Genomic DNA, 19,520 nt, shown 5'->3' on the forward strand with positions numbered 1-19,520 from the left:
TAAAATTATCGCGAATAAGTTGTGAGTTGTTATTAGGTAGGCAGTCTGCGGAGTATTTATCGGAATGTACGCTAATGAGCTTTTATGGGGAACTTTTATAAGGAACATGGAGCAGGTGATTTGATGATTTTAATCAGGAAGGCGGTTGAGGGTGATGCTCAGGCTATTTATGACCTCAGGAGTCGGGCTATCCTCGAAGAGTGCGCAGGATTCTATAGTGCAGAGCAACTATCACTATGGACGAAGGGTGGCGTGTCAGAAAGTTTAATGACCGATATCGTAAACTCATTTTATGTTTCAGAGATCGATGGGCAAGTAATAGGAAGTGGCAAGCTAACGATTGAAACCGGCATGCTAGATGCTATTTTCGTTGAACCTGAGTTTTTCGGTAGAGGGGCTGCCAGGTTAATGGTTTCCTTTCTTGAAAACCTGGCTTTAGAGAGTGGTCTTAGTTCAATAAAACTTGAGTCCACGCTCAATGCTGCTCCATTCTATCGCCGATGCGGATTTGTAGGTGATGAGATCTCCACTTACCACTCACCGAGAGGCATAAGCTTAGATTGTGTTCCAATGCTAAAGTCACTGGAAAAGAGAGAGCAAGGTGATGCAAGTCAGCAATGAACATATTTCCATTTTTGTCAGGCTGCGATTACAATCGTTACCATATTATCGAACCTGCTAAATTGAGCTTCACCACCGACAAACAAAATTAAAGTTCCTTGTGCTGCGACATCCTCAACCAGCTTCGATATTTGTCTGAAATCATGGTGATACCCCTTTCCCGAACAGACTATTTGTCCAACCATTAGATCTTTAACATTGACGATATCGCCAACAACCAGTTGATCTACATTTATTCTTTTGGTTCTCACTGCAGATACTCTCCAATTGTTGCCACAGGTGCGATATCACAACCCATGACAAACTCAGTAAGTAAAAATCTGCACATCCTCACTGTGCCCATACGAGACCCGCATAGCGGGGCGTAACTTCTTAAGCAAGGCCATTGTAGAGTGGTGTTTGCCTCGCTCTCAATGATCGAAAATTGATCTGGATCAAAGTATGAGCGCATTTAGCTCAATAACAAATAAGTTCAAACGCTTACAAATCAGATAAAGCTGGATCAATATGTATCATCTCTGGTAGGAGGCCTAAAAGTGTATATTTTTTGCACCAAAGCAATTTTTTAAGCCTGATGCTGAATTGTTTAAGCACTTAGACCAAGGGGACGAGTTTAACCGAAACCTGTGTAACTGCGCCTATCTGAGTTTAGGTTCAGGGCATGCCTTCACTATTTAATAGGCTATAGATTATCCAAGTCTATGGGGAGTCTTGTTTAGCTTTATCTGGTCTATTGGCTTCGTGGGGCGGGGAATCGAATGGTGTTAAAATACTATTGTGAAGTGATAGTGCTGTAAAAAGTACTATTGTGAAGCGATGCTGTTAAAAAAATAATAGTGTCGCAGGAAGATCAAGAAGGTATCAGATTTCATACCTGATTGATTTGTAATGTGTAACTTTTAAACTCGCTTAATCCGGACATCAATGTGCTTGTTCAAGATGACTAAGCTCACGTGATTGGCCCAGCTAAGGCGCTTAAATATTCACAGGAGCAAGATATGAGTAAAGGTAAGAGTATTCGTAAAGAAGGCAAGAAACAGCCACAGAAAACGGCCAAAGAAAAACGTATGGCAAAACATGCGAAAAAAGAATCCAGAGGCCTGTTGGATAACGTTAAGTAATCCGCTTTTCTGCGTCTCGCTATTCGCGAATCTCTTAGTGAGGAGCTTGCGAATCGCTAATGAAGAGCTAGCGAAGAGTCTCTGTTACTGTCTGCCGGCAACTGCCATGGTAAACATGGTAAACATGGTAAACATGGTAAATGTGAAAAGTCGAGTCGGGCTAACTTCGGGTTAGCCCTTCTGTTAGTCGCTTGTGCTCTCTCCAATTCAATCCTCTTAAGCTAAAGCATTAGACTTAACTTCACTTCTTCAAAATTTAGCTAACCGTTACGCATAAACTCCAATCGAAGAGATAATTCCCCTAGTGTAAACATGGCTGAGACCTTCGGTTTCATGGTGAGGTTTTACAGGGTGAAACTTTTCGAGCGAGAGATAGGGATATCGAACTGGCTGTTAAACAGGGAGGTTGTTTGAAACCGCAGAGCGGCCATGGAGGGCTTCACAACGATATCCATATCTAACAGCCAGCTCGGCATCCATGCCTCTTGTTCATATACTCAGAAACCTAAGGTTTCTATTCACCGTGTCGCAGACGTGTTTGCACATCCAGATCGTTTATTGGCATCCTGCCACCACGACATTTATGCATCTCTGCATGGCACAAGCCGCAGGCTATAGGTAGTCATGAAGGCGAGACTTTCAATTATCCCTACCAATCAGCCACTAATGACAACTATCAACCATAACTATTTACTACAAAAAATGGCAGAACCTTACTCTTGCTTTCATTTTGTACACTTTTCGTTGTACTCTGAGATGCAATCAACAAATTCCGGGCATTAGATCACGGAATGAATATAACAATAATGATAAAGCGTCGACGAGGTTTGAATGGAAGGAATTACTGAATTTGTAAGTATGATCAATGGCTTCGTTTGGGGTACCCCCATGCTGGTCATGATCTTGGGTGTGGGTCTGTTCCTCTCGGTTGGCTTGAAGTTGATGCCAATCCTGAAGCTGGGAACCGGCTTTAAACTGCTCTGGTCGGGTAGGATCCCCGATAAAGATAAGACCATGGAGGGGGAGATCAGCCCCTTTAACGCCTTAATGACCTCCCTCTCAGCCACTATCGGTACGGGTAATATCGCGGGTGTGGCTACCGCCATCTTTATCGGTGGACCGGGCGCGCTGTTTTGGATGTGGTGTACGGCGCTGGTCGGCATGGCAACCAAGTTTGCCGAGGCGGTATTAGCGGTGAAGTACCGTGAAGTCGATGATAATGGTGACCATATTGGTGGTCCCATGTATTACATCAAGAACGGCCTCGGTAGTAAGTGGGCCTGGCTGGGCACTGCTTTCGCGCTATTTGGCTCCTTTGCCGGTTTCGGTATCGGTAATACGGTGCAGTCAAACTCGGTTGCCGATGCGCTGAGCAGTAACTTCGGTGTACCGACTTGGGCGACGGGGGTCGTTCTTATGATGCTGGTGGGCGCCGTGCTTATGGGCGGTATCAAGCGTATCGCCGATGTGGCTGGTAAGCTGGTTCCCTTGATGACACTGTTTTATATCGCTGCCGGTCTGGCTGTGTTGGCCGTTAATGCCGCTGCGATTCCCGATGCGATCGTTATGATTGTTCATAGCGCATTTAACCCGGTTGCCGCGCAGGGTGGTTTTGCCGGTGCGGCGGTTTGGGCGGCGATCCGCTTCGGTGTGGCGCGTGGTGTGTTTTCAAACGAAGCGGGCCTGGGTAGTGCGCCAATTGCTCACGCCTCTGCGCAGACCAATAATCCTGTGGCTCAGGGCTTAGTCGCCATGTTGGGCACTTTTATCGATACCTTGATTGTCTGTAGTATTACCGGTCTGGCAATTATTGTATCGGGTGCCTGGACATCCGGTGAGAATGGCGCTGCATTGACTTCGCTTGCCTTCTCGACGGCGATACCGATGGGAAATTACATCGTTGCTGTAGCTCTGTCTGTCTTTGCTTTCACTACTATATTGGGTTGGAGTGTTTACAGCGAAAAGTGTGTGCAGTATCTGTTCGGTGTTAAAGCCGTTAAGCCTTTCAGGGTACTCTGGATATTGGTGGTGCCTCTGGGCGCCGTGAGTTCGCTGGACTTTATCTGGTTACTAGCCGATACCCTGAACGCTATGATGGCCATTCCTAACCTTATCGCTTTGGCATTGCTAAGCCCTGTGGTATTTAGTCTGACCCGCGAGTATTTTATCAAGAAGCGTGAAGATGAAGCCCAGGCTAAAATCGCTTCGTGATTTTAGCCTAAGGTTTACTGCGCAAGGTAACTATACATGAGCAGATTGATTGTTATTGTCCAAGCATCAATCTGTTCCATCGTTTGCTATTAATTCTGAACATATATTTATTGAAAATAGAAGTAGATAGCGAAGCTATATTCATAAAATTCCCCACTTCAAAGTTCACATCTCAGCTGTTATCCCCCCATACACATACCCAAAATTGTATTACCTCACGTCAAAGTTAAGTCCATGGTGTAAGGGAATTTTAATCGAGGCGTTTATTGAACCTCATCGAGGCGATGATGATGCCTATAACCGTGAAACCGACAAGCCAGAGCGCATCGAAGCGCATATCACTTATCTCGCCTCCTCTAAGCACTACGGCGCGGATGATCCGCATAAAGTGGGTCGCGGGCAGTATTTCGGCGATCCATTGAGCCGGTTTGGGCATGGCCTCGAAGGGGAACATAAAGCCCGATAGGAGTATGGTTGGCAGTATGATGAAGATGGTCATCTGCATCGCCTGAAGTTGTGACTTGGCTATGGTCGAGATGATAAGGCCTAAGGTGAGGCTTGCGGCGATAAACAGCAGGGTGCCCATAAGCAGTTGAGCGATATCGCCATTGAGGGGGACATCGAAGATGATATTACCCAGTCCCAGAATGATCGTCATCTGAATAAGGCCGACAATGATATAGGGAAATATCTTGCCCAGCATTAGCTCTAATGGCTTGATAGGGGTAGTGATCAATAGCTCCAGGTTTCCTCTCTCTCGCTCTCTGACGATGGCCGCCGAGGTGAACAGAATCATGGTCATGGTCAAGATCACCGCGATCAATCCCGGTACAATATTGACGGCAGAGCGTTGCTCGGGATTGTAGAAGAGGGCGACCTCGAATGTCGGCGGGACCTCTGTTTTTATGCCCGTTATCTGATCCAGTGGCATATGGCGCAGCTGTTTAATCGCACCGGCGATCATGGTATCTGAGCCATCGACCAGCCATTGGCCTAAGGTCTCCTTATTGGCTAACTTCTCGGTCAGGTTTGGTGGAAGAATGAGGGCGGCACGTATCTCTCCGCGGGTAATGGCATCTTCCGCTTCTCTGGCGGTTGTATAATGGCTCTCTATGGAGACAACCTGTGTGACCTTAATGGCCTCGACTATCCAACGTCCGAGCGCCGAGTTACTCTGATCGACGATCGCGACAGGCACATTTCTGACATCTGTGTTGATCGCATAGCCAAAGAGAAGCAGTTGAATGAGAGGGATCATCACCACCATACCGAAGGTGATCCTGTCTCTCATCAGTTGTCTAATCTCTTTGGTCGTAATGGCCTTTATTCTTCGCAAACTGTTAAGCAGGCTGTTAGCTAAAAACATATCAATTAGCCTCCGACGTTTGAGGCTCACGGGTGCTATCTCTGTCTCTGTCCTGACCTGTGACGGTGACAAATACATCTTCCAGATTTGGCGGAACCTCTCTTATTTCGTTCAGGGCCAGTTCGGGCCGGATCTGTCTGAGCCAGCCCAGAGGATCTGAGATCTTGTTGTCTACCAAGACCCTTAAGCGCGCTCCCAGTTGGGCCGCCGATTTGATCTCTCTATTGAGCATCAGCTCCGATTTGAGCTGTCTCAGGTTAGGGTGTGAGACTTCGATAACATGGGCGCCCATCTGCCGCATCAGCTCGTTGGGGCTGCCATCGGCGCGAATATACCCTTGCTCCATGATGGCGAGCCCATGGCATCGCTCGGCTTCATCCATGTAGTGGGTGGTGACCAGAATACTGGTGCCACTCTCAGAGAGGTCGAACAGCTGCTCCCAAAAGTCTCGTCTGTTTTGAGGATCCACTGCCGATGTGGGCTCATCGAGAAAGAGGAGTTCGGGATCGTTAAGGCATGAACAGGCGAGGGAGAGACGCTGCTTCTGACCACCGCTAAGGGTTCCGGCATACTGTTTCGCCTGCTTTATCAGTTTATAGGTGCTGAGCAGTTCGCCTATTTTTCGTTTACTCTCATTGGGGGTTAAGCAATAGATTTGAGCGATAAACTCTAGGTTCTCTTTGACGGTCAGGTCGTCATAGAGAGAAAATTTCTGCGTCATATATCCGATACGCAGTCTTAGGGCCTCGGCCTGTTTAGGGATAGACATACCCAGCACCTCAATACTTCCCGCCGTGGGAGTGAGTAGTCCGGTCAGCATGCGGATACTGGTGGATTTTCCACAGCCGTTTGGGCCCAGAAATCCATAGATATGCCCCTTCTCGACGCTAAGGTTCATGTCGGAGACTGCCGCTAACGAGCCGAAATGTTTAGTGAGTCCCCTGGCGTCGATGGCTAATTCATTCGAGGAGCCTTTGTTGTTCATAATGGCAGGTCCACTTGGGAGGGGATCCCTGTGGGCAGTCTGTCTGCGTCGCTGCCCAGATCTATCTCGGCCAGAAAGACCAGTCGGGCTCTGTCCTCCTGGTTCAGCGCATAGTAAGGAGTAAAAGCTGGCTGGGTACTCAGCCAACGCAGCTTGCCTTGAAATACCTGTTCGACGCCATCGACATGGACTGTAAGTGTCTGACCTATTGTCAGTTTGGCAACATGAGTCTCAGGAATATAGACCCTGGCATAGGGGGCATTATCGGCTTGGATCGCCACAATCACGGCGTTGGGTGGGACGCGCTCTCCGAGATTGAAAGGCAGGCTATCGAGATTTCCATCTCTGGTGGCGATCACGCTGAGATCGTCTAAGGTCTTCTTTTCCAGCGACAGGTAGGCCTTTGCAGCATCGAGCGCCGCCTTAGCCTGGTTGATATCTTCCTCTCTGACTCCCGCGATCAACTTGCTTAAGTTTTCATTGGCTGCGTTAAATTCGGCCTGGCTTTGATCTCGGTTCGCTCTCGCTCTGTCTTGTGCTGCCTGGCTGGCAAGATTTTGCTTCAATAAGCTGGATGTTCTTTTATAGGATTGTTTGGCCTCTATCAGGGCGGCTTGGGTTCGGGCTACATTTGCCTGAGCGCTGGCAATATCTTCGGGTCGTTCACCATTGGTTAATCTTAACAGGTAGGCTTGTGATTTTTGGACTTCAGCATTGGCCATCGCTACAGTCGCCAGCTGTTTATTGTTATCAAACTGTAACAGTAATTCGCCCTTTTTGACCATGCTTCCTTCGGCTATGGGCAGGTCGGTGATGATCTCACTTGCCGTCGCCCTGAGTAATACCCGGTCACGTTCTAACGTTCCTAGCGCTTGGTTTGTAACATCTCCCTGACAAGCGGCTAGGCTTAAGATAAAGATTATCGATAAAAAAGGCCTCATCTCTAAATGTCCTTAATGTTTTATCCCGACAGATCTATTTATGACAGGTAATGCTAACTGCATCAAGTGTTTAGCTCGGTGTTTTATTGCTTTTGTCACCTATTGTAATAGTCTAATTCAGTGATGTTAAAAGTAACCTTACGCAAACTTTAATAACCCGCCAGCTTGTAATTGCAACACTCGTACCACTTAGTTGTCTTTTTTCTCGCCAGAATGCGATTTACTGAATCTTGATATCTTCATCACATATACGTCCGAAATAACACTGGTGAATAACTGAAACGCAACATTTAAATGATCTAGATCAAAACAATCTTGCATCTTCGGATTTAGAGTAAAGACTCTAATTTAGAGTAAATGCTCTAAGTTGGAGTTTTAGCTCTAACGTGGTTTAAGAGCTTGTTTAAAAAATATTTTAATTGAATGTTTGCGCTGCTGAAGGGTAAACGTTCTGAATCGATAGATAACTCGTACCTGGAGGCATTATGGACATTCCTGTCTGGCAATATGTCGTTTCGATGACTGGATATATTGTGTTTTTGCTCGTTTTGGTGGAAGGCATGCGCCGTGCACCAAGAATGACAGCCGCATTTTGGCTGCTGTCCCTTTTAACTGCGCCTCTATGGGCAGACAACCTTGATGGATGGTTCCGTTGGGTTAAGACGGTCAGCGTTCTTATCCCCACAGCTATTGTCGTAGGTGGTGCCAGAATTGCCTGGCTATACCATGATAACCCAAACAAATTCCTCGCGTTTTTCCGCGGTGACTGGGTGTTGAAAGTGCTCTACATGGTACTTTTCCTCAATATTGCTGAAGCGACGGCTAAAGATTTCGCCACCGCCAACTACTTCAACGCTATCTGTGGTGTCATCTTATGTATCACTATTCCGTTCCCACGTTATAAGAATGGTAAGCGTCTGTACTGGGTGATAGGCCGTGATAAGCCAAATGACCTGCTGTTCTATTCAACTGCGGCATGGAACTTCCTCTATACCACATGGAACCTGGCATTCGTATTCGGTGAAAACCCAGGCTTCTTCGCCAGCTCATTCTGTATCTTGATGGCTGCCGAGTTGTACCCAATCATCAAGGGACGCCCAGAGCTTTATATCATAGCTCGAGTTTACACTCTGGCATTCCACATTCTTGTTCGGGCAAACGGCGACATCTTCACTCCGGTTATGGACTCTTCGAGTTGGGCCAGCGATAGCGTGGTCTACTACTGGGGGGCGATTAACCTGGCTATGCATATTCCGTTCGTTATCTGGTACTTCAAGACTAAGAACAAGAGTGAAACCAACGAACCTCCATTTGGAGAGAAGTCTCCACCACCGCTCATCTCAGATTATTCAGACACTAAGGTGAATGACGAGAGCAAGCTAACTACAGCCTGATCGAAAGGTCACATCGGATACCTAATGGGTAGGTATCCGATACCAAATTCATAAAGAGAGTAGTTGATATGAAACTCAGGGCGAGAAGTATCTATACCGCGATGTTGGCGTTATTGATGATGTGTTGGGGGTCAGTTGCAATGGCCGAACCTGCACAGAGCCAAGATGGTGGAGTCGAAAAGCTTCAGGGCGAGGTATGGCAAGGTACCCGTGATGGTAAACCCGGCGAAGGTAGCCTGTTTTATCGATTGGAGTTTAACGCAGATAATAATGTTGAGGTTACCAAGCAGTCGGGTGGCTTTAACAAGACAGAGACTCAGAAGTGGAGCCTCAATGGTGACTCGGTATTAATTGAGAGTCTCAACGGTGATGAAATCACCGACTTCGATGGCGCATCCTTGGCGTTTGTCGATAGTGAGGAGATACGTTTCTCCCTCGACGGTGACGGCTTCAATATTCATAAGTGGTACAAGTATCGTGCATTTGCACACGTCCTGTTTGTACTTATCGGTTTGATGGCACTGAACGAGCTTTGTCGCCGCCTCAAGTGGAGTAACTATGTCTTATGGTTCGCTCTGCCGATTGTATTGATTCCACTGTGGTCAAGCTATGAGATCACTTACTGGTTCAAATGGGTCAAGCTCTACTCGGTTGTCGGCGCGGCGGCACTGTTTACGCTGATCCGTTTTACCAAGGTTGGAGATATGAAGTGGGCCAAGTTTGGTGCCGGAGCCTTCCTTGCAATCAACATCTCAGAAGCGGTAATGCAAGACTTTAGCATGGGCAACCTAGCTAACGTTCTTAACGCTATCGGTGGTGTGCTCTCAATTATCACTCTGGCAGGCTGGGCAATGATCCATGCCGATAAGAGTAAGCAGCAAGATATGATCTGGCCTGCGATGACCACCTTCTGGATTATCGCCTATGACGTCTGGAACATCGTATTTGTCTACCTGAACTTCCCGGGCTCAGCTACCGCTCAGATGATGGTATTGATCGCGGCGACCCTACCTTCACTCTTTATTAAGAAAGGAACCTGGCTACAGGCGCGTGCATTCACCTTAGCGGGTTCATTCATGTACTACTTCAGTTGTCCGTTTATGTACGAGAGCAACGTAGTGCCTATGCCACGTAACGATGAGCTGATGTTGGCGGCCGGTGCAGCCAGTTTCATCATCAACGGCATCTATGCCTACGTCTTCTTCAGTAAGAAATTCAGACAGCGTCAGGCGGTAGCCAGCGCATAAAGATTAACCATAGCCAGTGCTGTCGGTAGACCAACCGATGGCGCACAGAGGGGAGACCCTCAGAGTAAACCCGTTTGGACGATACACAGTTTTTTAAAATAATTTATTAAAAATATTATAAATATGATGGAGTTACTATGAAAAAGCGTATTCTTAGCATTGCTATTCTTGCTTCAATGACATCAGGTTTAACCTATGCGGCCGATGACGCCGATATCGATATGTCGAACCCAACCGACGTATACACTTCTATCGGTGCTTCATACGGTAGTGAAGGTGCCAACCTCAAGGGGCAGTTGATGCTGTCTGAAAAGACAGGAGATACAGGTCAGAAGACAGGCATCATTTTCGAAGCCAAAAACATCCTAAACGAAGGGGATAAGTCTCCACAGTTTACCGGCATGGTGCAGCATCCTGACTACGGCATGGTGCCAACCTTTAACGATGAAACCAGCAAGCGTTCATACCGTCTTCGTTACGGCACCATCAATACTACTAATGGTACTGGCTGGTCTATCGACGCGATTCTGGCTGACCATCCTTTCTACGGCAGCATGGCCGTCGTTCAAGCCGGTCCGGTAATGACGATTCCAGTAACCGATAACTTCTATATCTGGCCTATCTTGTATGCAGGTGGTGTTGTTATTGAAGATAATATGTCACAAATTCTTCCACCTGACATGGCGGGAAGCACCGTAGTATCGAGTAGTGGCATCGACGTTCCTTCATTGATTCTGACCGGTATGGTCTATGCGCGTTATGCCTTCAACGATAACTTTTGGGCACTGCTAAGCACTTCATATACAGAGGAGATACAAGGTAAATCCTGGAGCGATGACATCATGGATGGCGGACTACAGATGGCGAGCTTCTCCGCTGAGATCTCGGTGGCCTACCAGATGAACAAGCGTCAAAACGTACGTGTTAACTATAAGACTGATAACAGCGATAGCACCGATGATAGCTACTGGATTGAGTATAACCACGCGTTCTAATTACTCATCTATCAGTTTTGATACTGCCGATGCATTGCCTGCATCTATGTATTGGCAGTTTTATCTATTGTTAATTATTAATACTTTATCAGGAGTCTTACATGATTAAACGTGCACTCGTACTCGGTACTATGCTATTTGCCTGTGGCAACGCAGTCGCTGGCAGCGAGATCTCCGGCGTAAACCTACCCGACAGCATCACCTTGCAGGATAAGGTGCTTAGCTTTAACGGCGCAGGCGTTCGCAGTAAGTTTTTTATCGACCTCTATGTGGGATCTTTGTTCACCGTAGGTCAGGTCGATCAGGCCTCGAAGGTTATCGATAGTGATCAGCCTGCGGCAATTCGTCTGAATATTACTTCGGGTATGATCACATCTGAGAAGATGACCGATGCCATGAATGAAGGCTTCGATCGTGCGACCGATGGTGATTCTGCTTCTATTGCGGATAGCATCAAGGAGTTTATCGCAACATTTGAAGAGCCTATTCAGGAGGGAGATCAATTTACCCTGCTGAGTGTTCCCGGTGAAGGGGTCATCAGCTATAAAAATGGCAAGCAGTTGTCTGTAACTCGTGGTGAAACCTTCCGTAAGGCCGTGATGGCCATCTGGTTAGGTAAGAACCCGACAGATAAAGGCCTGAAAGAGGATATGCTTGAAGGCTAAGTTATTGAGAGACCACCTTATTCAAGGTTGAAAAGGTGTTTCATGGCGGTGGGGAGTTTCTGTGTCCCCCAGCTGCTCATCGGCCATGAAAGTCTCTTATGTGAACGTTTGTTTGTGCTCCTCACGGGACAACATCAGCAGGAGATGGTGATATGACGCCACTGGCAATCTGGCGGGCGATGTTTATGCCTGAATCCCATCAATGGCGACCGGAGCAGTTACGCTTCGTCGATACCTTGATGTTCTTTACCTTGCTCTCTCTTTTTACCGGTCTTTATAGCCTCTTCAAATGGCTGCAACACGATCACACTCTCCTTATTTATACCTCATTTCTTCTTATCGGCGCCGAGCTGTTAGCCGGGGCGATAGTGCGTTTTGGCCGTATGCCGGTGTTGGCCCTCAACGTCGGATTTTTTGGCATGGTCGTGCATGCGCTGAATATGATCTATCAGGGTGGAGGGGTATTGAGTTCGACTCAGACCCTGTGGATTCCGGTGTTAATCATCTCCTTCTTCCTCACCGCTAATCTCTTGATGGCAACGCTCTGGAGTCTTGGTGTAATTCTCTTCTCATCCAGGATGGTGGCGAATGCACTGAACGGCGTAGCTATGCCACAGATGGAGCTTTCACCCTCGGCGCTGGCAACCGAGACCTGGTCGGGTTTGATAATGCCACTGCTGGTGATCGTGGTCGCTCAGGGCTTTACCGCTAAGCAGCGCAACAAGGCGATGAACGCCGCAGAGAGGGCTCAGTTTGATACCTTAGCCACGGCAGAAAAGGCACAGCAGGGAGAGTTGCAACTATCTGAAGTATTAGACAAGGCGGGTGATAATGCAGGTCAACTCTCTTTGGTGGCCAATGAGCTCGAGAGTCAGTCTTTAGATCTGCATCAACAGGTCAACAATCTCAATCAAAATTGTGAATCCCAGGCGAGTGCGGCCGAACAGATGAGCCAGCAGCTTCTGAGGATGACATCGGATATGGAGCAATCTGAGCGCTTCGTGACTGAGATGAGAGAGCGCAGCGAGGTGATTAACAGACAAGCACAGAGCAGTGCCGAATCCTTGGCGGCTTCAACGGATGCGATCGATAAAATTTTAATCAGTAATGAAAAAATCATGTCGGTAGCGGGCTTGATCACTTCTGTGGCGGATCAGACTAACCTGCTGGCCCTGAATGCGGCGATCGAAGCCGCCAGGGCCGGGGAGCACGGTCGAGGGTTTGCGGTCGTCGCCGAACAGGTTCGTGAACTGTCGGCAAAGAGTAATGCCTCGGCAGTGGAAATAAGGGCCCTGCTGGATCTCAGTAAACAGGAGGTCAACCATGGTCAGGTGGTGATACAAGCGACGGCCAATGAGCTGTCCGGCATTATCGAACAGGTCAGCGAGACCGTCACAGATGTCAATCAGTTGGCCGATACCATGGTGCATCAGGTTCAGGCGGTGCAGGAGTTAAACTCGGCCAGCGCCGAGGTGGCAAACAGTGTGGTGCAGACCAATCAGGTATCTGAGTCGGTAGCGACACAAGGCAAACAGCTGACGCAACAGGTCGATACTCTAAAGGCCCTTGCCGAGGATCTCAGGCTCGCCATGTTATCAAAGAGTGCTGCATAGACGCTGCTTAACCAGTAAAAACATCAATTCATTAGGAGAGAGGACGAATTTATACGGAATCTAAGGCTTGCTAGTGGCTAAGGATACCGGATATCTCGTTCCTCGATTCCTCGATTCCTCGATTCCTCGATTCCTCGATTCCTCGATTCCTCGATTCCTCGATTCCTCGATTCCTCGATTCCTCGATTCCTCGATTCCTCGATTCCTCGATTCCTCGATTCCTCGAGCCGGGATGATAATCAGATAGACAATACTGATTTAACTTGCTGCGTCCGATGCATTGGTCCGAGTTACTCCCGGCGTGTGTCCGGTCCAGGTTTTGTAGGCGCGAAAAAATACTCTTGCATCGCTGAAGCCCAACTGCAGTGCTATCTCATCCATTGATAACTCGCTGCAGGTGAGCCAGTAATCTGCCATCTCATGGCGGATCTGATCCAGTAACGCCTGATAACTGCTGCCCTGTTTAATTAAGTGTCTTTGCAGACTCCGACCAGCCATATGAAGATGGCCGCTAACTTGTTCCCGCTGAATTTTACCCTGTGGCAGGAGTTGACGGATCACCCTGGCGGTTTTTAACTCCAGATCGTCGGCATCACCGATATTATTCAATCTCAAGTTGGCGCTGATCGTTAATTGACTCAGTCGCTTCAGGTTTCCACCGGGAAGTCGACGCCCCAGTAGCGTCTTGTCTATGACTATGGCGTTATCACTCTGAGCGAAGTGCACTGGGCAGCCGAAGAGCTGTTCATATTGTTTTACTTCGGCTTGGGAGGGCTTATCTCTTTGAAGTTGGATAGCTCGTGGCGTTGCCTGATTGTCTTCGAGTAGGAAGCGGGCGAAGTTGACCCAGGAGGCCAGCACATTATCGATAAGGTGGGAGATCACAAGCGGATGGCTATACTGGCAGTGCCAGATCATCCTGATGCCTTCGCTATGCTCCCTTATTTCGGTGACCCCCATGTCTCCGACCAACTTCTCTAATGGCATGGCTTCCTTCAGAGCCTGAGACAGATCCGTCGAGTTAAGACCTATCTGGCCTAAGATATAGAAGCGATCAGGCTGAATAAATCGGGCGCTGTAGAGACCAAATAGGGGATGTTTAGACTGGTCGATAAGATAGTGGAGCAGACGCTGGAATTGCTCTCCACTGAGCCTGCCATCGATCTTGTAGAGTTCAGACAGTGCAATGTCGGCGTGCTCTAATGCGGAAGAAACGTCAATCTTACAGTGTCTGCCCGCCTGCAAAAATTGCTGCACCGGCGGAATAGAAGTCGTACCCAGCGAGCGGTTTGCTTGTCTCTTCATTATACAATCCATTCACATTTGTCCATATTTGTCACTGACAAACCCTGGTGACATTGTAGGATAAACTAATGTAGATGCAACCGGAACGGCGAAATATGAACAGATCACAGCAAGATAATCGAAACTGGAATGGTTGGGGCGCCAGAGAGAAACGGATGGAGCTTTCACAAGATGGTGCAGCTTTTATCTGTGAAAAACTGGGCCAGGCCAAGCCATTGGGAGTATCGACACTGGCGCGGGTGATTGCCAAGGTTCCCGATTCCAGACTTGCCGATAGCGAGCTATATTCGACCGACGCAGAGATCAGGCTACGCCACGCCCGGGGGCAGAGCCTACCCGATTGGCTGGCAATGAAGAGTGGCGAGTTTGGCGTCTTTCCCGATGCCGTCGCGTTTCCTGTATCCGGTGAAGATATTCGCATCTTGATGGCGGAGGCTAAAGCGAATGGCTGGCAGCTTATTCCCTATGGGGGTGGCACATCTGTAGTGGGCCATATTACGCCATGTCCGTCAGATAAACCCGTTATCACCGTCTCTCTGACTAAGATGAATCGGCTCCTCGAGCTGGACAGGGTCGATCAGATTGCCACCTTCGGCGCCGGGGTAAAGGGGCCTTTCCTCGAGGCTCAACTTCAGGCACATGGCTATACTCTGGGCCATTTTCCTCAATCTTTCGAGCTCTCTACATTGGGCGGCTGGGTGGTAACGCGCTCCAGTGGACAGCAATCATTGGGTTATGGTCGTATCGAAAACCTGTTTGCAGGTGGAGAGATAGAAACCTTTAATGGCACGGTGGATATCCCAACCTTGCCTGCATCATCGGCGGGACCGGACTGGCGCCAGTTGGTACTGGGATCGGAAGGGCACTTGGGGATCTTGACTCAGGCTAAGGTGAGGGTCACCCGTGTCGCCGAAGAGGAATTTTTTGGTGTCGCCTTCATGCCTGACTGGCAGAGTGGGATCGACTGCGCCAGGGAGATCATTCAGCAAAAGCTTCCCCTCTCTATGCTGCGGGTCAGCAACAGTGAAGAGACCCATACCCAGCTATTTCTTTCGGCGACAGAGACTCAGCGCAGCTGGTTGAATCGTCTGCTTTCACTCAAGGGAGTAGGTGAAGGGAAATGTATGCTGGTCTATGGCGTCACGGGAGACCTGGATGCCAACAGGCAAAGCTATAAGCGACTCAAGCAGGTTTTACGTCGCTTCAAAGGGGTTAATACCGGGCAGCGCCTGGGCAAGAAGTGGGCCCATAAACGATTTACCTTCCCCTACCTGAGAGAAACGCTGTGGCAGATGGGCTATGCGATCGATACTTTAGAGACGGCGACAAACTGGTCGAATATCGAATCAATGACGCAAAAGATAGAGCACAGTCTGCGAGATGGGTTAACTGAGTTTGATTCCAAGGTACATGTATTCTCGCATCTGTCTCATCTCTATGGTGATGGTGCCAGTATCTATACCACATACCTCTTTCCTGTCGCGGATAGCTATGATGAAACCTATCGTCGCTGGCAGAAACTAAAATCTACGACATCGACCTTGATCGTGGAAAATAATGGCACCATTAGCCATCAGCATGGCGTCGGCAGTGATCATGCCCCGTATCTAGCCAGGGAAAAAGGTGAGCATGTGATGGCATCCCTGCAGACCTGTTTCGACTACTTCGATCCGGACAAACAGTTAAATCCGGGTAAGCTGTTTAAGGCGGGGCAGACAGAACCTGTAGAGACTGTTCACACTGAGAAAAGTCACACAGAGAAAGAGCAATGAAGACCCTGACTCAGGCGTCGATCCAGGCCCGTGAGGCGATCGTCGTTGTAAAAGCTGGTGAGCTAGCCTCCGAGTACGATCTTGTCGTGATCGGTGGCGGGATCACTGGGGCGGGGATATTTCATCTGGCTGCGAGCCAAGGGTTAAAGGTGCTGCTGGTCGAACAGCAGGATTTTGCATGGGGCACATCGAGTCGTTCATCTAAGATGGTCCATGGTGGGTTACGTTATTTGGCTGCTGGCCAATGGCGAATGACGCGGGATACGGCCAGACAGAGGGAGGCGCTGCTTGCCGAACTGCCCGGATTGGTCGAATTGATGCCCTATATGATGTTGCACCGACAGGGGGATTTTCCCTCGGCGGCGCTGTTTAAGCGGGTACTGTCAATCTACGATAAACTCGCGGGATGTGATTACCATAAGCCCCTCACACTCGAGAAGGCCCAAACCTGGCTGACTGAACTCTCGTTTGATGGGGTAACCGGAGTGAGTCTGTTTGCCGATGGGGTCACCGATGATGCCCGCTTAGTGCTGCGTCTACTTCAGGATGGTGTTCTCGCCGGGGGCCAGGCGCTTAATTACGCCAAAGTCACCGGACTTATCGAGTCAGAGAATGGGATCTCGGGGATCGAACTGGAATTGGATGAGGGAAAGCATAAGATAGGCGCCAAGTGCGTCATCAATGCGACCGGCAGCTGGGCATCACAGCTTCATCCACTCGAGAAGGGGCTGCTCAGGCCCTTGAGAGGCAGTCATCTGGTACTGCCTTTCGAGCGACTCCCTGTGTCTGCATGCATCACCTTCTTTCATCCTATCGATAAACGCCCCGTCTATATCTATCCATGGCAGGGCTGTACCGTGATCGGCACAACCGATCTGGATCATGACCAAGGGATCGAAAGTGAACCGGGAATAACCCGAACCGAAGTGGACTATCTGCTGCAGCTGACCCGTAACTATTTCCCTGATAAAGAGATTGGTGAGGAGGATGTGATCAGTTGCTGGAGTGGCATCAGACCGATATTGAGTTCATCTACCGATACCGCCCCCTCCAAGGAGTCCCGTGAACATGTTATCTGGTCGAAACCCGGCCTTATCTCGGTCACCGGAGGCAAGCTGACCGGTTTTCACCTGATGGCTGAAGAGGTACTTGAGAGTATCAAGACTCAATTTCCCGCTATGATGAAGGATATAAAACAGGCTAAGTTTAGTCAGCCTGTTATGGGTTATGCCGATAAGCGCCTCATCGGATATTTTGGCCATTTTGCGACAAGTATTTCTGAGATGAAAAATAATCAGCAGATCGGTATAAGCCGCTGTCAGTGGCGGGAGTTAGAGTGGTCTCTGCTCAACGAGAGTGTTGTACATCTCGACGATCTCTTGCTTCGACGCACCCGTTTGGGGTTATTGTTAGGAGGTGGCATTATCAAGTATCGCGAGCAAATTCTCGCTCTGTGTTGTCAATCTCTGAACTGGTCTGAATCGATGGCTGAGCAGGAGTGGCAGAGATTTGAGCTGATCTTCTCAACATACTACTCTCTGCCAAACAAAGACAAGCCGGCAAGTGCCTACAGCCAGTTAAGTGCCGGCAGCCAATCAAGTACAGCTAACTCACCAGATACTGACAACTTACTAAGTACAGAAACTTTATGATGAATGAAAAAGATAACGGCTACCTACTGGCTATCGATAATGGCACTCAGAGTGTCCGGGCACTTATCTTCGATCTACAGGGACAATTGGTTGCCAAATCTCAGGTGAAGCTCATTCCCTATGTGTCACCTCAGTCTGGTTGGTGTGAGCAAAGTGGCGAGTATTACTGGGATAAGTTGTGTCAGGCCTGCCAATCACTCTGGGCTCAAGGGATCGATAAGACAAGAATCAAAGGGATGTCTGTGACCACACAGCGCGGCACTATGTTGCCCTTGGACTGCGAAGGTAACCCATTGCATGACGCCATATTATGGCTCGATCAGCGTAAAGCCGAACCGGAGAAAAATCTGGGAGGGATCTGGGACCCGCTGTTTAAGGTGATGGGACTTAGCGAAACCATCAATACGTTTCGCAGCCGGGCACAGCCTAACTGGCTCTATCAGGCCAGGCGAGATCTATGGGATAAAACCTATAAATTTACCTTCCTGTCGGGCTTTTTTCACCACAGATTGACCGGCGAGTGGGTCGACTCATCGGGCTCGCAGGTGGGCTACCTTCCATTCGATTACAGGAAACACAGGTGGGCAAAGAAGTGGGATTGGAAGTGGCGAGCGCTGAATGTGAGAGAGGATCAACTATTGCCCTTGGTCGATCCCGGCGATCGGATCGGTGAGATCACGGCTCAGGCGAGTGCATTGACCGGGATCCCCGAAGGCTTGCCGGTGATCGCTGCCGCAGCAGACAAGGCATGTGAGGTCTTAGGCTCCGGCGGTCAACACTCAGATGTGGGCTGCCTGAGCTTCGGCACTACTGCAACCATCAATGTCACCATGAAACGTTACGTTGAGGCGGTGCGCTTTCTCCCCCCCTATCCGTCGGCCATTGCCGGTTCCTACTGTAGTGAAGTGATGCTGTATCGAGGCTTCTGGATGGTGAGCTGGTTTAAGGAGCAGTTTGCTCATATCGAGAAGGCAAAAGCGGATGAGGCGGGGATAGAGGCGGAAGCGCTATTCGATGAGTTGGTGAATACCGTACCTCCCGGCTCCATGGGCTTAATGCTTCAGCCCTATTGGGGCCCGGGTGTTAAGCAACCCGGCCCTGAAGCGAAAGGCGCCGTGATAGGCTTTGGAGATATTCATACCCGCGCTCACCTGTATCGGGCGATATTGGAGGGGCTGGCCTTCGGTCTTAAAGAGGGGCTGGAAGCCATCGAAAAGCGCAGTGGCTGCAAGATAAAAGAGCTTAGGGTATCCGGTGGTGGGGCGCAGAGTGATGCGGCCATGCAGATCGCCGCCGATGTATTCGGCTTAACCACGGTCAGGGCTCACACGGTAGAAACTTCGGGACTGGGCGCCGCCATCGATGCTGCGGTCGGACTGGGCTTACATCCGGATTTCGACAGCGCAATTAAGGCCATGGTGCATCAGGGGAAACGGTTCGAGCCCGATGCAGAGCATTATAAGATGTATCAGCGACTCTATGGCGAGGTCTATCTCAATATCTATAAGAAGCTGCAACCGCTGTATTCTAAGATCAGGGATATAACGGGCTACCCTGAATAGGCCGGGTCGTCAGAGTGGGGCGTTTTGACTTTTAGTAAGGGGATTGTGCCTTGTTAGGTTATCTTGGCAA

At 49.1% G+C, this 19,520-nt stretch carries 17 protein-coding genes; 11 read left to right on the plus strand and 6 right to left on the minus strand.

The window, feature by feature from the left end; genetic code table 11:
• The first annotated feature begins 123 nt into the window (after positions 1-123).
• Positions 124-621: a GNAT family N-acetyltransferase gene (locus SSED_RS03035; RefSeq protein ID WP_012140931.1), complete on the plus strand. Its 498-nt coding sequence runs from the start codon at positions 124-126 to the stop codon at positions 619-621.
• 17 nt (positions 622-638) lie between these two features.
• On the opposite strand, the gene SSED_RS03040 is transcribed toward SSED_RS03035, so the two are convergent.
• Positions 639-872, minus strand: a complete 234-nt coding sequence (locus tag SSED_RS03040; protein WP_041421515.1) for a hypothetical protein — start codon at positions 870-872, stop codon at positions 639-641.
• Between the two features lie 747 nt (positions 873-1,619).
• Here SSED_RS03040 and SSED_RS25040 point away from each other — a divergent pair.
• Positions 1,620-1,742 (plus strand): hypothetical protein, encoded by a 123-nt coding sequence (locus SSED_RS25040; RefSeq protein WP_012140932.1) that lies wholly within the window; start codon positions 1,620-1,622, stop codon positions 1,740-1,742.
• A gap of 344 nt (positions 1,743-2,086) precedes the next feature.
• On the opposite strand, the gene SSED_RS25045 is transcribed toward SSED_RS25040, so the two are convergent.
• Complete coding sequence (locus tag SSED_RS25045; RefSeq protein ID WP_263053379.1) at positions 2,087-2,218, minus strand: hypothetical protein; 132 nt, start codon at positions 2,216-2,218, stop codon at positions 2,087-2,089.
• Between the two features lie 355 nt (positions 2,219-2,573).
• On the opposite strand from SSED_RS25045, the gene SSED_RS03045 reads away from it, so the two are divergent.
• Positions 2,574-3,953 (plus strand): alanine/glycine:cation symporter family protein, encoded by a 1,380-nt coding sequence (locus tag SSED_RS03045; protein ID WP_012140933.1) that lies wholly within the window; start codon positions 2,574-2,576, stop codon positions 3,951-3,953.
• Positions 3,954-4,203: 250 nt separating this feature from the next.
• Here SSED_RS03045 and SSED_RS03050 read toward each other — a convergent pair whose 3' ends face one another.
• From SSED_RS03050 to SSED_RS03060, 3 genes are read right to left on the minus strand one after another with little or no spacing between them, the layout of a single operon-like run.
• Entirely contained in the window at positions 4,204-5,319 is a 1,116-nt protein-coding gene (locus tag SSED_RS03050; RefSeq protein WP_012140934.1) for an ABC transporter permease, read from the minus strand.
• A gap of 1 nt (position 5,320) precedes the next feature.
• Complete coding sequence (locus SSED_RS03055; protein ID WP_012140935.1) at positions 5,321-6,304, minus strand: ABC transporter ATP-binding protein; 984 nt, start codon at positions 6,302-6,304, stop codon at positions 5,321-5,323.
• A complete protein-coding gene (locus SSED_RS03060) occupies positions 6,301-7,245 on the minus strand; it encodes an HlyD family secretion protein (protein ID WP_012140936.1) in 945 nt (314 codons plus the stop codon). The genes SSED_RS03055 and SSED_RS03060 overlap by 4 nt, the downstream gene beginning before the upstream one ends.
• Before the next feature lie 485 nt (positions 7,246-7,730).
• Between SSED_RS03060 and SSED_RS03065 the strand changes: the two genes are divergently transcribed.
• The 5 genes from SSED_RS03065 to SSED_RS03085 all read left to right on the plus strand — a co-directional run bounded on the left by SSED_RS03065 (position 7,731) and on the right by SSED_RS03085 (position 13,159).
• The gene (locus SSED_RS03065; RefSeq protein WP_012140937.1) at positions 7,731-8,639 is read left to right on the plus strand and encodes a hypothetical protein; all 909 of its coding nucleotides are present in this window, start codon (positions 7,731-7,733) and stop codon (positions 8,637-8,639) included.
• Positions 8,640-8,707: 68 nt separating this feature from the next.
• A complete protein-coding gene (locus SSED_RS03070) occupies positions 8,708-9,886 on the plus strand; it encodes a DUF5692 family protein (RefSeq protein ID WP_041421516.1) in 1,179 nt (392 codons plus the stop codon).
• A gap of 137 nt (positions 9,887-10,023) precedes the next feature.
• Positions 10,024-10,881 carry a hypothetical protein gene (locus tag SSED_RS03075; protein WP_012140939.1) on the plus strand — a complete coding sequence of 286 codons (858 nt, stop codon included), beginning with the start codon at positions 10,024-10,026 and terminating at the stop codon, positions 10,879-10,881.
• Positions 10,882-10,982: 101 nt separating this feature from the next.
• Positions 10,983-11,546 carry a chalcone isomerase family protein gene (locus SSED_RS03080; RefSeq protein ID WP_012140940.1) on the plus strand — a complete coding sequence of 188 codons (564 nt, stop codon included), beginning with the start codon at positions 10,983-10,985 and terminating at the stop codon, positions 11,544-11,546.
• A 152-nt stretch (positions 11,547-11,698) separates the two neighbouring features.
• Entirely contained in the window at positions 11,699-13,159 is a 1,461-nt protein-coding gene (locus tag SSED_RS03085; RefSeq protein ID WP_012140941.1) for a methyl-accepting chemotaxis protein, read from the plus strand.
• Between the two features lie 258 nt (positions 13,160-13,417).
• On the opposite strand, the gene SSED_RS03090 is transcribed toward SSED_RS03085, so the two are convergent.
• Complete coding sequence (locus SSED_RS03090; protein WP_012140942.1) at positions 13,418-14,464, minus strand: AraC family transcriptional regulator; 1,047 nt, start codon at positions 14,462-14,464, stop codon at positions 13,418-13,420.
• A gap of 95 nt (positions 14,465-14,559) precedes the next feature.
• Between SSED_RS03090 and SSED_RS03095 the strand changes: the two genes are divergently transcribed.
• The 3 genes from SSED_RS03095 to SSED_RS03105 are packed head-to-tail and all read left to right on the plus strand — an operon-like array spanning position 14,560 to position 19,450.
• A complete protein-coding gene (locus SSED_RS03095) occupies positions 14,560-16,236 on the plus strand; it encodes an FAD-binding oxidoreductase (RefSeq protein ID WP_041421517.1) in 1,677 nt (558 codons plus the stop codon).
• Positions 16,233-17,888 (plus strand): glycerol-3-phosphate dehydrogenase/oxidase, encoded by a 1,656-nt coding sequence (locus SSED_RS03100; RefSeq protein ID WP_012140944.1) that lies wholly within the window; start codon positions 16,233-16,235, stop codon positions 17,886-17,888. Before SSED_RS03095 ends, SSED_RS03100 begins: the two co-directional genes overlap by 4 nt.
• The gene (locus SSED_RS03105) at positions 17,885-19,450 is read left to right on the plus strand and encodes an FGGY-family carbohydrate kinase (RefSeq protein ID WP_012140945.1); all 1,566 of its coding nucleotides are present in this window, start codon (positions 17,885-17,887) and stop codon (positions 19,448-19,450) included. The genes SSED_RS03100 and SSED_RS03105 overlap by 4 nt, the downstream gene beginning before the upstream one ends.
• Positions 19,451-19,520: the final 70 nt, after the last annotated feature.

This window comes from Shewanella sediminis HAW-EB3 (assembly GCF_000018025.1).
In the GTDB taxonomy this organism is placed as follows: Bacteria; Pseudomonadota; Gammaproteobacteria; order Enterobacterales; family Shewanellaceae; genus Shewanella; species Shewanella sediminis.

What these genes read in the sequence shown, in the direction of transcription:
- SSED_RS03095 (WP_041421517.1), top strand. Translation starts at nt 14,560, where the DNA reads ATGAACAGATCACAGCAAGATAATCGAAACTGGAATGGTTGGGGCGCC.
- SSED_RS03060 (WP_012140936.1), bottom strand. Translation starts at nt 7,245, where the DNA reads ATGAGGCCTTTTTTATCGATAATCTTTATCTTAAGCCTAGCCGCTTGT.
- SSED_RS03085 (WP_012140941.1), top strand. Translation starts at nt 11,699, where the DNA reads ATGACGCCACTGGCAATCTGGCGGGCGATGTTTATGCCTGAATCCCAT.
- SSED_RS03065 (WP_012140937.1), top strand. Translation starts at nt 7,731, where the DNA reads ATGGACATTCCTGTCTGGCAATATGTCGTTTCGATGACTGGATATATT.
- SSED_RS03075 (WP_012140939.1), top strand. Translation starts at nt 10,024, where the DNA reads ATGAAAAAGCGTATTCTTAGCATTGCTATTCTTGCTTCAATGACATCA.
- SSED_RS25045 (WP_263053379.1), bottom strand. Translation starts at nt 2,218, where the DNA reads ATGCCGAGCTGGCTGTTAGATATGGATATCGTTGTGAAGCCCTCCATG.
- SSED_RS03070 (WP_041421516.1), top strand. Translation starts at nt 8,708, where the DNA reads ATGAAACTCAGGGCGAGAAGTATCTATACCGCGATGTTGGCGTTATTG.
- SSED_RS03055 (WP_012140935.1), bottom strand. Translation starts at nt 6,304, where the DNA reads ATGAACAACAAAGGCTCCTCGAATGAATTAGCCATCGACGCCAGGGGA.
- SSED_RS03080 (WP_012140940.1), top strand. Translation starts at nt 10,983, where the DNA reads ATGATTAAACGTGCACTCGTACTCGGTACTATGCTATTTGCCTGTGGC.
- SSED_RS03100 (WP_012140944.1), top strand. Translation starts at nt 16,233, where the DNA reads ATGAAGACCCTGACTCAGGCGTCGATCCAGGCCCGTGAGGCGATCGTC.
- SSED_RS03105 (WP_012140945.1), top strand. Translation starts at nt 17,885, where the DNA reads ATGATGAATGAAAAAGATAACGGCTACCTACTGGCTATCGATAATGGC.
- SSED_RS03045 (WP_012140933.1), top strand. Translation starts at nt 2,574, where the DNA reads ATGGAAGGAATTACTGAATTTGTAAGTATGATCAATGGCTTCGTTTGG.
- SSED_RS25040 (WP_012140932.1), top strand. Translation starts at nt 1,620, where the DNA reads ATGAGTAAAGGTAAGAGTATTCGTAAAGAAGGCAAGAAACAGCCACAG.
- SSED_RS03090 (WP_012140942.1), bottom strand. Translation starts at nt 14,464, where the DNA reads ATGAAGAGACAAGCAAACCGCTCGCTGGGTACGACTTCTATTCCGCCG.
- SSED_RS03050 (WP_012140934.1), bottom strand. Translation starts at nt 5,319, where the DNA reads ATGTTTTTAGCTAACAGCCTGCTTAACAGTTTGCGAAGAATAAAGGCC.
- SSED_RS03035 (WP_012140931.1), top strand. Translation starts at nt 124, where the DNA reads ATGATTTTAATCAGGAAGGCGGTTGAGGGTGATGCTCAGGCTATTTAT.